Annotated in this window: 8 protein-coding genes; 4 read left to right on the top strand and 4 right to left on the bottom strand. The window is 66.8% G+C overall.

The features are described from left to right. Window positions 1-67 precede the first annotated feature (67 nt). Window positions 68-313, top strand: a complete 246-nt coding sequence (locus ABD017_RS04915; protein WP_343880777.1) for a hypothetical protein — start codon at window positions 68-70, stop codon at window positions 311-313. On the opposite strand, the gene ABD017_RS04910 is transcribed toward ABD017_RS04915, so the two are convergent. Continuing rightward, window positions 314-1798 carry a RimK family protein gene (locus ABD017_RS04910; protein ID WP_343880775.1) on the bottom strand — a complete coding sequence of 495 codons (1485 nt, stop codon included), beginning with the start codon at window positions 1796-1798 and terminating at the stop codon, window positions 314-316. A 282-nt stretch (window positions 1799-2080) separates the two neighbouring features. On the opposite strand from ABD017_RS04910, the gene ABD017_RS04905 reads away from it, so the two are divergent. Continuing rightward, a complete protein-coding gene (locus ABD017_RS04905) occupies window positions 2081-2572 on the top strand; it encodes a GNAT family N-acetyltransferase (RefSeq protein WP_343880773.1) in 492 nt (163 codons plus the stop codon). Between the two features lie 22 nt (window positions 2573-2594). Here ABD017_RS04905 and ABD017_RS04900 read toward each other — a convergent pair whose 3' ends face one another. After that, window positions 2595-3614 (bottom strand): sugar kinase, encoded by a 1020-nt coding sequence (locus ABD017_RS04900; RefSeq protein WP_343880771.1) that lies wholly within the window; start codon window positions 3612-3614, stop codon window positions 2595-2597. Window positions 3615-3896: 282 nt separating this feature from the next. Between ABD017_RS04900 and ABD017_RS04895 the strand changes: the two genes are divergently transcribed. After that, the gene (locus ABD017_RS04895) at window positions 3897-6707 is read left to right on the top strand and encodes a TonB-dependent receptor (RefSeq protein ID WP_343880770.1); all 2811 of its coding nucleotides are present in this window, start codon (window positions 3897-3899) and stop codon (window positions 6705-6707) included. Between the two features lie 128 nt (window positions 6708-6835). After that, the gene (locus ABD017_RS04890; protein ID WP_425543666.1) at window positions 6836-10639 is read left to right on the top strand and encodes a LamG-like jellyroll fold domain-containing protein; all 3804 of its coding nucleotides are present in this window, start codon (window positions 6836-6838) and stop codon (window positions 10637-10639) included. Between the two features lie 176 nt (window positions 10640-10815). Here ABD017_RS04890 and ABD017_RS04885 read toward each other — a convergent pair whose 3' ends face one another. Both ABD017_RS04885 and ABD017_RS04880 read right to left on the bottom strand, forming a co-directional pair. Then, window positions 10816-11835 carry a D-hexose-6-phosphate mutarotase gene (locus tag ABD017_RS04885; protein ID WP_425543665.1) on the bottom strand — a complete coding sequence of 340 codons (1020 nt, stop codon included), beginning with the start codon at window positions 11833-11835 and terminating at the stop codon, window positions 10816-10818. Window positions 11836-11944: 109 nt separating this feature from the next. After that, entirely contained in the window at window positions 11945-12583 is a 639-nt protein-coding gene (locus ABD017_RS04880; RefSeq protein WP_343880769.1) for an RpiB/LacA/LacB family sugar-phosphate isomerase, read from the bottom strand. Between the last annotated feature and the right edge of the window lie 24 nt (window positions 12584-12607).

The following is a 12607-nucleotide window of genomic DNA, read 5'->3' as shown; positions in this document are numbered from 1 at the left end:
CGGCGTCGCAGTCCCTGAGATGGGCGGGCTGCAAGCTGCGGGCATCCATCCTCGAACGGAGTCCGCCATGCGCCATGCTTCAACTTTCCCGCATCATCCGCGGCTGTGCGCCGTCGCCGTGCTCTGGCTGTTCGCCGGCGCGTTGCTGTTGCTGACCACGCTGGTGCCGGCGCATACCGCGTTGCTGGGCTGGACGCCGTTGTTCTGGCTGGTCGGCGCGCCCGTCGTTGCGCTGCTGGGGCTGGAGCCGGTGTTGCTGCAACGGGTGGTGCGCCGTCGCCGCCGTGTCAACCATGGCGTGGCATGGCATTGATCAACGGCTGCCGCCCTGGCGCTTGTGCTCCATCCGGCGCAGGAATTCGCGCATGATCCGCAGGTACAGCTCATCGCCCAGGTGCGCGTCCTCCACGCCGGCGTCGATCGACGGGTTGTCGTTCACCTCGATCACCACCGGCTTGCTGCCGACCTGTTTCAGGTCGACGCCGTAAAGCCCGTTGCCGATCGCGTGGGTGGCCTTCAGGGCCAGCTTGACCACCTCGGACGGCGCGTCGGCGACCGCGATCGTCTCGAAGCCGCCGCTTCTGGCCGTGCCCTTGGCGCCGTGGTTGTAGATCTGCCAGTGGCCGCGTGACATGAAGTATTTGCAGGCGTACAGCGGCTCGCGGTTGAGCACGCCGATGCGCCAGTCGAACTCGGTGTAGACGTATTCCTGCGCCAGCACCAGCGCGCTGTGCTGGAACAGCCGCCCCGCCGCCTCGGCCAGCGCCTGCTCGTTCTCCACCTTCACAACGCCGCGCGAAAACGAACCATCGGGAATCTTCAGCACCAGCGGAAAGCCCAGCCGCTCCACCACCTCGTGGGTGCCCTTGGCGTCGTCGCGGTAGAGGATCTCGGTGCGCGGCACCGCCAGCTTGCGCGACACCATCAGGTCCTTGAGGAAGATCTTGTTGGTGCAGCGGAGGATCGAGGTGGGGTCGTCGATCACCACCATGCCTTCCCTTTCCGCGCGGTGGGCGAAGCGGTAGGTGTGGTTGTCCGAGGCGGTGGTTTCGCGGATGAACAGGCCGTCGTACTCGGCCAGGCGCTGGTAGTCGTTCTTGTCGATCGGGTCGACCTCGATGCCGAGCTCGCGCCCGGCGGCGACGAACGATTTCAGCGCGCGCTTGTTCGACGGCGGCATCGCCTCTTTCGGGTCGACCAGCATGGCGATGTCGTAGCGGTACAGCTTGCGCGCGCGCGGCTTGCGCCAAAGCTTTCGCGAGAAGCGGTCCAGCTCCTGCGCGAAGGCATCCTCCTGCGCGTCGTCCAGCGTGTGCAGGCCCACCGGCTTGATCGAGCTGACCTGCCACACGCGATCGCGCTCGAACTCGATCCGCAGCAGCGGGCAGGGGAACATCTCGAACACCTGCCGTGCCAGGTCCTGCAAGGTGGGATAAGCGGTTTCGCCGAAGTAGACCAGGATGCCGAAGTCGGTGGTGTCGCGCCCGCCGGCGGGCAGGAAGTGGGTCAGCTTCTGGTTGAGGTCGACCATGTCCAGGCCGTACAGCGAGCGTCGGCGCAGGTCGTTCACCGTGCGCACCGACGGCATCACCTTGTGCCCGCGCGCCTCGGCCAGCAGCGACACGTAGTAGCCGGTGCCCAGGTATTTGTAGCTGCGGCAGAGGTTGATGACGTGGGTGCGCTCGTCGTCGGCGGCCACCGGCTGGCGCAGGTAATCCATCGCGCTCATGACATCGACGGACGGGTAGTACGAGCCCCAGTCGGAGGCCTTTTCCACAACGATGACCAAACGGGCCATGGCACCACTCGGGCGATGTTCGACTTCGGCGGCGAGCCCGGTGACAGGCGGCCGGCTGGCGCAAAGCGCGCAGTTTGGCACAGCGTCGATGGCGTACAAGGGCGGGCGCTGAAGGGTGGGTAAATGGGTTCGGGAGTGTTGCCGTACGCCCTGTCGCCGCTGGTTGTTTCGAGGGATCCGGCCGCTTCCTTCTCCCGCTTGCGGGAGAAGGTGCCGAAGGCGGAAGAGGGCGCTTTTGCTTCTACCCTACACTGCAGGCCTCCCCAACCGTCGCGCCGTAACGTGCCAACCTCCATACCTTCCCACCGCCCTGTCCGCCGTGCCGAAGCCGCCGATCTCGATGCCCTGGTGGCGCTGGAACAAGGCGTCTTCGACAGCGATCGGCTCAGCCGTAGGCAATACCGGCGGCACCTGGCCAGCGCCTCGGCGCTGGTGCTGGTGGTCGACGGTTCCCGCCCGTCGCTGGCGGGAGCCGCCGTGGTCTTCTTCCGCAAGGGCAGCGCGGTGGCGCGCCTGTATTCCCTCGCCACCGCCGCCGAGGCGCGCGGCAAGGGCGTCGCCTCCGCATTGATGGCGGCGGTCGAGGCGGCCGCCCGCGCCCGGGGTTGCCGCGTCCTGCGGTTGGAGGTGCGTGCCGACAACCTCGCCGCGATCCACCTCTACGAGCACCTGGGGTACCGCCGTATCGGCCATCTGGCGGCCTACTACGACGACGGTGCCGATGGCTGGCGCTACGAGCGGTCGCTGACAAGCGCGGCGGCGGAAACTGCGTGAGCGGTTGCGGCCGAAATTTGTGTCAGCGCCGCACGTCCAGCGTTCCCTCATCCATCAGCATCATCACCTCGGCCACGCCGACGGGGCAGAAGTCGCCGGGAATCGCATGTTTCAGGCAGCCGGCGGCCAGGCCGAAACGGATCGTGGTCTCGCTGTCGAAACCTTCCATCAGGCCGTGCAGCACGCCGGCGGCGAAGGCGTCGCCGCTGCCGATGCGGTCGACGATGCCGTCCAGCTCGCGCACGGGTGCCAGCGCGCGGGTGCCGTCGCGGCCCAGCAGCATCGCGCCCAGCGAATAGCGGCCAGCGTTGTGCGCCGTGCGCTGGGTGCAGGCCATATATTGCAGGCGGGGAAACGCCGCGAACGCCATCGCCGCCGCCGCATCCACGCGCGCCTGCGCATCGCCCTGGGCGAATTCGCCACCGAGCACCACGCCGATGTCGCGATGGTCGGCAAACACGATATGCGCGCAGGCGAACAGGTCGCGCAGGATCGCCGCCGCGTCGCCACCCCAGCGCTGCCACAGGCGTGGGCGGAAATTGCCATCGAACGACACCTTGACGCCCATGCCGCAGGCGGCCCGCGCCGCGGCCAGGGTCGCCTGCGCCGCCTGCGGGCCCAGCGCCGGACTGATGCCGGACAGGTGCAGCCACCGCACGCCCTGCAACAACGTCGGCCAGTCGTAGCTGTCGGCGGGCGCCGTGGCAAACGCCGAGTCGGCGCGGTCGTACACCACCTCGCCCGGACGCAGGCCGGCGCCGGCGGTCATGAAGTACAGCCCCATGCGACCCGCGCTGCACCGCACGTGGCCGGTGTCCACGCCGTGGCGGCGCAACTCGCCCAGGGCCGCATGGCCCAACGGATTGTCGGCCACCACGCTGGCCATCGCCACCTCGTGGCCGAAGTGCGCCAGCGCCGCGCCGACATTGGCTTCCGCGCCACCGACATGCACGTCGAGCGACGGGGTCTGCAGCAGCAGTTGCCTGCCCGGCGCGCCCAGGCGCAGCAACAGTTCGCCGAAACACAGCACACTGGAACTCATGGAGGTCTCCCCTTTGACGGATGATGGGAGCATGGTGGCACAGACGGATGTTCACCGGTGTCATCTGCGCGCCGCGGTGTTACCGCTACCATCACGGATGCGCGTAACCTGCTGTGTTGAATGTGCTTATCGCGCATTTTCACGCTCTGCTGCAATGCAAGATGCGATGCCCGGGGGGAGCTGTTACGTTCCCGGATGACTAGCGGTGTCATTTTGCGGTTCACATGTCGCGCGGCCAGGTCGCGTGGCCAGATAACGGGGCAACCTTCGGGAGGGGAACACATGAATCTATTCGACAGCCAGAAAAAGACACCGGTTACCGCGCTTGCGTTGGCGATCGGTCTGGCCTTGCAGGCGGGCGCGGTCATGGCCCAGGACACCACCTTGTCCAGCCAGGACAGCGCGGCGCCGAGCGCCGCCGCCGACAAGGACGTGACCTCGCTCACCTCGGTGACCGTTACCGGCTACCGCGCCAGCGTCGTCAAGGCGCTGGACGTCAAGCGCGGCGAGCTGGGCATGGTCGACGCGATCATGGCCGAGGACGTGGGCAAGTTTCCGGACCTGAACCTGGCCGAGTCGCTGCAGCGCATCCCTGGCGTGGTCATCACCCGCGATGCCGGCGAGGGCCGCAACATCACGGTGCGCGGCCTGGGTCCGGATTTCACCCGCGTGCGTATCAACGGGATGGAGGCGCTGACCACCGTCGGCAGCAGCGATCAGAGCGGCGGCACCAACCGCAGCCGCGGCTTCGATTTCAACGTCTTCGCCGCCGACCTGTTCTCCAGCATGATCGTGCACAAGACCGCGTCGGCCGATGTGGAAGAGGGCTCGCTGGGCGCCACGGTCGATCTGAACACGGCGCACCCGTTCGACTATGACGGCTTCACGCTGGCGGCCAATACCGAGGCCAGCTACGGCAGCATGTCCAACAAGACCGACCCCCGCGTGTCCGGCCTGATCGCCAACACCTGGGCCGACGGCAGCTTTGGCGCCTTGCTCTCGGTGGCTTACTCCGAGAAGCACACGCTGGAAGAAGGTACCGGCAGCGGTCGCTGGGCCAATGGCCCCAGCAATGGCGGGTTCGACGAGAGCTCGCCCTTCACCGACGCGCTGCGCAGCGACGTCTACACGCCGCGCTTCCCGCGCTACACGCAGATGCTGCACGACCAGAAGCGCCTGGGCGTCACCGGCTCGCTGCAGTGGAAGCCCAGCGACGACACCTTGTTCACCCTGGATGCGATGTATTCCAAGATCGACGCCGAGCGCGACGAGCACTACATCGAAGCCATCTCGTTCAGCCGCAACGTGACCAAGCTGCCGGACGGCACCTCGTTCACCGGCAAGCCCGAGACCATCGTCAACGACGGCTACGTCGACGCCGCCACCGGCGGCCTGCTGTACGGCAACTTCGACAACGTGGACGTGCGCGCGGAAAACCGCCACGACGAATGGTCCACGGTGTTCAAGCAGCTCTCCCTGACCGGCAAGCACAGCTTCTCCGACGACTTCTCGATCGACGGCAAGGTCGGCACCTCCGCGTCCAATCACGACAACCCGGTGCAGACCACGGTGATGATGGACAAGCGCAATGTCGACAACTACAGCTACGACTACCGCGGCAACAAGTGGGCGCCGGTGATCGACTACGGCATCAGCCCCACCGATCCGACCGGCTGGAACCTCTCCACCATCCGCATGCGCCAGTCCACCGTCGACAACGACTTCCATAGCGGCGAGCTCAACTTCAACTGGCGCCTGTCGAACGCCTTCACGCTGCGCGGCGGCGTGCTGGCCAAGAACTACAGTTTCGAATCGACGGAGGCGCGCCGCACCGCCAACGAGGCGATCGTGCCCACCTTCGCCGACGGCACCACGGTGGTGCCCACCGACCTGATCGACCAGGTCAACCTGAAGGGTATCTCCGGCTCGCCGGGCACCTGGGTGGTGCCGGACTTTGGCGGCATCGCCGATCATTTCAACATCTTCAGCGGCCAGGGCACGTTCGCGCTGAGCCCGTACGCGGCCAGCGACCGCAGCGTCACCGAGAAGGACCGCGGCGGCTGGCTGATGGGCGAATTCACCTTCAACGTGGGCGCGATCCCGGTGTCGGGCAACCTGGGCGTGCGTTACGTCAAGACCAGCCAGAGCTCGCACGGCGTCGCCGTCCTCAATGGCGAAAACACCCCGGTCGAAGCCAAGCGCGACTACACCGACACGCTGCCCTCGCTGAACCTGGTGGCCGAGCTGACGCCGGACTTCCTGCTGCGCTTCGGCGCCGCCAAGGTGATGGCGCGACCGGGCCTGGGCAGCCTCACGCCGGGCGTCACCGTCAGCGTCAGCGGCGGTGCGCGCACGGTCAAGGGCGGCAACCCCAACCTCGACCCGATCCGCGCCAAGACCTACGACTTTGCCGCCGAGTGGTACTTCAACGAAGCATCGCTGCTCAGCGTCGGCCTGTTCTACAAGGACATCGACAGCTTCGCGCAGAACACCAACGAGCGGCGCGCGTTCAACACCAGCGGCCTGCCCGACAGTGTGGCGATCGACCTGGGCGCCAGCCCCACCGACGACTTCTCGTTCCAGGTGCCGATCAACACGCCCGGAGGCGCACTCAAGGGCGCCGAAGCGAACTACGTGCAGACGTTCACCTTCCTGCCCGGCAAGTTCAGCAACTTCGGTGCGCAGCTGAACTACACCTTCGTCGACTCGAAGATCCAGTACATGACCAGCAAGGGTGACAACTCGCTGAAGACGGATCTGACCGGCCTGTCGCGACACTCCTGGAGCGCCACGTTGTTCTACCAGGGCGACCGCTTCTCCGGCCGCGTCTCGGCCACCAACCGCGACGACTACCTGATCCAGGTGCCGGGTACCGAGCAGGGCTTCACCGACGACGTCCATGGCCAGAGCGGCAGCACCTTCGTGGACGCCTCGCTGCGCTACAAGCTCAACGACCAGATGGAACTGAGCCTGGAAGGGACCAACCTCACCAACGAGCCGTCCCAGACCTGGGTCGGCGCCGGCTCGCAACTGCCGCTGGACTACAGCAAGACCGGCCGCGTGTATCTTGTGGGCTTCCGCTACAAGCTCTGACGCTGTTCGAAATCCCGGCCGCGAGGCCGGGTGCTGTCCCAAGGGGCGACACTTGTGCCCGTCGCAGGTGTCGCCCACTTTTCACCGTGTGCGAGACGGCATTCCGCGCATGTTGCCGGGGATGCACGATGACACCACGATTCAACCGCTGCTCGCGTTACCTGCTGATGCTGGCGGGCGCATTCGCCGCCCTGTCGGCCTCGGCGCAGCCCACTTCGCCGCAGCTGCTGTTCCACGTCTCGGCCGATCACGGCTTCACCGCCGACCATGCCGAAGGCGACGCCGTTCCCAACTTCAAGGACAAGGTCAGCCTGGTCGCCGACGGCGCCATCGGCCAGGCCATCCAGTGGCAGGACGACGGCGTGCTGTCGTGGAATGCGCCGGGCAACATCCGCGCCGAGCGCGGCACGCTTTCCTTCTTCTGGCGCTCGCGCTACCCGGTGGGCGAGGCGCCGTTCGTGATCTTCCGCGTCGGCTATGCCGACCACAGCAGTTGGGACATGGTCTGGCTGCGCATCGACTGGAACGGCCACGGCTTCGACGCCTTCGTCACCGACGCCAACCTGGCCCGCACCCGGGTCTCGTTCAAGCTCGACAAGAACCCGGACCCGAAACAGTGGCTGCACCTGGCCTTTGGCTGGGATGAGGACAAGGGCGTAACCCTGTTCGTCGACGGCAAGCAGGTGGCGCGCGCCGAAACCACGGGCGACTACGACGCGGCACTGGACCAGCTCGGCCTGGCCGGCCGGGTGATGGCGCCCTACCAGGTGCAGAGCCGCTACAACTTCCTGCGCGGCAGCGATGTCGACGACATCCGCGTGTACGACCACATGCTCGACGCCAAGGACGTCGCTGTGCTGGCGCGTCATGGCGAGCCGAAAACCGGCGCGGAAACCCATACGTCGCAACACGCCTGGTGGCATCGCTACGGCTGGGACGGTGCGCCGCCGCCGGCGTTGACCGCGCCCGTGACGAGCATCCGCAAGGTGGAATTCGCCGACGTGCGCGACCACAAGCAGTGGATGTGGAAGGGCACCGACGGCATCGCCGAAACCACCTGGCCCGGCGTCTACAACCGCTCGCGCCTGCCCGGCCGCCACGACTACTTCACCCTGCCGGACTGGAACACCTACGTCGACGGCGGCAAGACGCTGGACCTGACCATCCCCGCGGGCGAAGCGATCAACCGCATCGAGATCCGCGGCGCCGCCTACGGCACCTTGTCCGGCAGCGCCGGCAGCTTGTTCACTCGCCCCGAAGGCGTGGTGCGCAGCGTCAACACGTTCCCCACGCAAACCGGCGGCACGCTGCGCTTCACCAACGTGGCGCAGGAAACCCCGATCCAGGAAATCTGGGGCTACGACGTCAGCGACGCGGCCGAGCCGGCGGGCACGGTCAAGCAGCGCTACATCGTCGACAGCAACGCGTTGCCCGACTACACCAATCTCGAAAGCCTGCGCGAATACATCGACGGCCGATTCGCGCCGGACGAGCGCAGCACGGTGATCGCGCTGCCCAAGGGCGCGGGCTCGCGTCCGCGCGGCACCGACAGCCTGCCGGCGCATCCGCTGCCGATCGTGCAGGTACTGATTCCCTCGGGCATCGGCAGCGCGCCGGCCGCGCAGCCGCTGATCCGCAGCTGGGCTTACAGCTGGGAAAACATGCACGACGGGCTGGACGGCATCGCCATCGACCTGCCCGCGCTCGACCTGCCATCCACGCACACCGGCCCCGACGGCAAGGTGATCCCGCTCGACATCCGCATCAAGGACCCGATCTGGCCGGGCCGCGACATGATCGACGTGTCGGTATCGGTGAAGCCGGGGCAGAAGCGCACGCTGTGGCTGGACCTGCGCGACCGCATCCTCACCGCCGACAGCCTGTGGCTTTCCATCGCCTCGGCCGCGCCCGGCTTCAACGCCGCGTCGTTGAACGGCGCCGAGATCCGCCTGGTGTTCAAGGAGCGCCAGCAGGCGATCAAGGAGCACGTGACCGACCGCTTCAACCAGGTGCGCGACAACTGGGGTTTCATGGTCGAGGAGCACACCACCTCGCGCCGCCAGCGCCTGTACGACCGCCTCTACGCCGACATCAGCGACCTGCTGCGGGTAGACCCGGAGCACCAGCAGGGCCGCATGTACTGGAACGACATCAGCTACAACAGCCAGGGTCTGCCGCCGTTCGTGCAGCCCGAGCCGCCGGCCGGCGTGCCGCTGTGGGCGTTCCGCCAGGTGGAGGATCTGAAGTACGTGCGCCGCTTCGTCGACTGGTGGATCGACAATCGCCAGATCGCCTACGGCGACTTCGGCGGCGGCATCTCCGACGACACCGACCTCACCCAGCAATGGCCAGGGCTGGCGTTGATGGGCGTGCAGCCTGACCGCATCAACGCCTCGCTGACCGCGCTGTCCGACGCCGTCTACAAGAACGGCATGTTCTCCAACGGCCTCAGCACCATCGAGACCGACGAGCTGCACTCCTACGAGGAGGGCATCAACGCCGACTCGGAAATGCTCTACCTCAACTGGGGCGATCCGCTCACCGTCGAACGCCTCATGGCGACGGTGAAGGCGCTGCATGAGCGCATCATCCTGCGCAATCCTGCCGGCCATCTGCACTTTTCCACCGACTGGTTCGGCGGCAACAAGATCTACCGCGACCCGAACTGGCAGTGGCAGAAACCGTACTCGTTCCCGATCCTGCATCCGGCCTTCCTGCTGGGCGTGTACAACGCCGACCCCACCGGCCGCGCACTGGTCACCGGCCTGGCCGACGGCTACCTGGCGCACGCCTATACCGACGACAAGGGCCGCTGGGCGCTGCCCAACGAGATCCAGTGGTCCACCGACAAGACCCGCGGTGGCGAGCTCAACCAGGGCTCCGGCGCCGGCGACCTGATGCACCTGTTCTGGGCGGCGTGGCGCTGGAGCGGCGACGCCAGCTACCTCAAGGCGCTGGACTATCGCGTCGTGCGCGGCGGTCCGAACGCGATCGCCAACCTGGGCGAAAACTTCATCGACGTGCTGGGCCGCCAGGGCGACTGGGGCAAGCAGCTCGTCGATGAAGCCAAGGCCGGCAAGGTCGGCTTCCCCAGCGTGGTGGCGTGGCAGCTCACCGGTGACAAGCAATATCTGGAGCAGCTGTTCGGCGCCGGCATCCAGGACAAGGCCCAGCACGAATACATGATGACCGAGGGCCACTGGTGGAGCGATCGCGTCGAGGCGCCCAGCGAACTGCTGCAGCGCGTACGCCTGGGCGGCATCGCGCTGAAGCGCAACCAGAGCTACCCCGGCAACACCGTGAGCTGGCGCTTCGACCGGCCCGACGCCGCCGAGCAGGTGGCGCTGCTGGTCAACGCGCCTTCGCGCGACCGTTTCACGGTCACCGCCTACAACCTGGCCGACCAGCCGCTGGAGGCGCGCATGACCGGCTGGAACCTCGATCCGGGCACCTGGCGCATCCGCAGCGGCATCGACCGCGACGGCGACGGCAGGATCGACGGCAAGCCCGCGCAGCACGACGTACCACTGGAAACCAGCGCCAGCACCACGCTGCGCTTCCCGCCTCGGCAAACCCAGGTATTCGAGTTCGAACGCATCAAGGCTGGGACGCCGGTAGCCACACGCGCCGATCTCGGCATCGGTCGCGGTGATCTGCGTCTGGACGGCCAAACGTTGAAGCTCACCGTGCACAGCCTCGGCCATGTGGCGACGCTGCCTGGCCAGGCGGTGGTCATGGATGCCAGCGGGCGCGAGGTCGCGCGCGTAGCCATCCCGGCCCTGCCGGCGCCGCTGGATCTGCTGCCCAAGACCGTCGAGGTCGAACTGAATCTGCCGCAGGGCTTCAAGCGTGACGGCGCCAGCGTGCAGGTGTCGCAGCAGGGCGATGCCGCTGAAGTCACCCGACTCAATAACCAATTGCCGCTGGAGTAATTGCGAAGGCAGCTGCCGAGTGGCCGCCGCCTAGGTGCTCCGGTTGACCTCGAACTCTCCAACCGTCATTCCAGCGAAAGCTGGAATCCAGCGCCTTGGCTTGTTCAAAAGCCCTCAAGGCACTGGATCCCAGCTTTCGCTGGGATGACGGGCGTGAAAGCAAAGTCGTCCACGAGTTACTTCAGGGCATCGACCTCAATCACCTGTTGAAGCTCATGCCGCTCACCCGGCTGAAGCAGGACCGCGTCGGGCGCCACGTTGGCGGTTTCCACGGCGAGGTAATGGTTCCAGCCGGCGCCGATATCGTCGATCCCGCGCGCGGCTTGTTCGCCGGCATTCCACACCACGGCCGAGCGGCTGCCGCGGGTGGTGATGCGAATGCTGCGGCGAAGGCCCGGGTCGTGCAGCACGTAGGGTCCGGTGGCGCGGGTGTAGATGCGGTCGCTGTATCCGGGCGGCAGCAACCGCCAGTCGCCGTGTTGCCGGTGGGCGCGGCCGGCATCCTTCTTGTCCAGATAGGTCAGCCCGTCCAGGCCGGATACGGCCACCTTGCGCACGTCGCCGACACGAAAATAGTTGTGCAGGGCTTCGGTGAATGCCGCCGGCTCGTCGCCGACGTTTTCGGTCACCAGCGTCTGCGACAGCGTGCGGCCGATGCGCAGCGTCATGGTCAGGCGCAACGGCAGTCCGTCGAGCGCCGGAGGGGACAGCTGCAGTACCACGGTGCCGTCGCGCTCACGTCGGGCCTCGCGCACGCGCCATGCCGTGGTGCGCACCAACCCGTGCGACGGCATGTCGCCAGCCTGGCCCATCTTGGCGAAGTACGGCCAGCACACGGGCGTACCGCCACGGATCGGATTCGGCTGGCGTTCGGTCAGCGGCGACAGCCACAACACGTCCTGGCCACCCTTGGGTACGTACGAAAGCAGCTGACCGCCGAATACGCTGATGGCCGCCGTGGCGTGGGGCGTTTGCACCAGCCATGCGGGAAAGCCGCGAAATTCCCCGCTGCTCAGGCCCGCAATCCGGATGCCTGGATCGAGGCTGGCCTGCAGCGGAGCGTCGATCAGTCGGGCGTAATCATCGGGCAGGCGGAACGCGGTCAGCGGTATGGTGGGAGTTTCGGCAGCCGGCAAGGCGATCGCGGGCGCGGCAAATGCCAAGCCCAGCGCGATCCAGACATAAAGCGCTTTCATGCAAATCACCTCCGCTGATGCGTCAGCGTGCGATGAAAAGAAAACGGCTCCCACACCCGACCGGACGTGAGAGCCGCTGTGCTCCTTGCGGCAGAAAATCCGTCCGCGCTTACCTGCCCAGCACGCTGCCGACGTAGGCGCGCAGTTTCTCGTCCGTCGCGTTGCCGAAGAACGCCTTCTGGAAACGCTCGCCGCTGACCGCGTGCTTCACCAGTTCCGGGTCGATCGACTTCAGGCCCTCGACCAGGTCCTTCGCCGCGCCACGCTTCACCGCCGCCAGGATGCCGGCATTGGTCTGCTGCGACTGACGGCCCGAGGCCGGGTAACCCTGGCCGCGCTCGCCGTCGAACGCCTTCTCGAAGATGTAGCGCACGTTGATCTCGCCGCCCCAGCCGAAGCCCTTGGCATAGGGCAGCGACAGTGCGTTGCCATTGTTGACCTGGGCAAACAGGAACGCGTCGGTGGGCTCGATGCAGTAGCCGCAGTACACGCCCGGCCAGGCGTTGAGCGACATCATCGCGCCCTGGCCGGTGCCGCAACCGCTGACCACGAAATCGGCCGCGCCGGAATTGAGCATCAACGCGCCGCAGATGCCCAGGTGGATGTAGGTGAGGCGATGGTCGTTTTCGCCATCCATGCCCACGTTGAACACCTCGTGGCCCTGCGCCGCGGCCACTGCCTGCAGCTGCTCGAGCACGATCGGGTTCTTGGGGGCCTGGCTGAACTCCATCATCAAGGCGATTTTCATGGGTGACTCCTTGGGTTCGAAAGG

It is taken from the genome of Rhodanobacter caeni (genome assembly GCF_039523575.1).
GTDB classification, from domain to species: Bacteria; Pseudomonadota; Gammaproteobacteria; order Xanthomonadales; family Rhodanobacteraceae; genus Rhodanobacter; species Rhodanobacter caeni.
The sequence above is the reverse complement of the archived record's forward strand: the minus strand, read 5'-3'. Positions and strand labels throughout refer to the sequence as shown.

Coding starts and splice junctions, on each gene's coding strand:
- ABD017_RS04890 (WP_425543666.1), top strand. CDS start 6,836: ATGACACCACGATTCAACCGCTGCTCGCGTTACCTGCTGATGCTGGCG.
- ABD017_RS04910 (WP_343880775.1), bottom strand. CDS start 1,798: ATGGCCCGTTTGGTCATCGTTGTGGAAAAGGCCTCCGACTGGGGCTCG.
- ABD017_RS04915 (WP_343880777.1), top strand. CDS start 68: ATGCGCCATGCTTCAACTTTCCCGCATCATCCGCGGCTGTGCGCCGTC.
- ABD017_RS04900 (WP_343880771.1), bottom strand. CDS start 3,614: ATGAGTTCCAGTGTGCTGTGTTTCGGCGAACTGTTGCTGCGCCTGGGC.
- ABD017_RS04885 (WP_425543665.1), bottom strand. CDS start 11,835: ATGAAAGCGCTTTATGTCTGGATCGCGCTGGGCTTGGCATTTGCCGCG.
- ABD017_RS04895 (WP_343880770.1), top strand. CDS start 3,897: ATGAATCTATTCGACAGCCAGAAAAAGACACCGGTTACCGCGCTTGCG.
- ABD017_RS04880 (WP_343880769.1), bottom strand. CDS start 12,583: ATGAAAATCGCCTTGATGATGGAGTTCAGCCAGGCCCCCAAGAACCCG.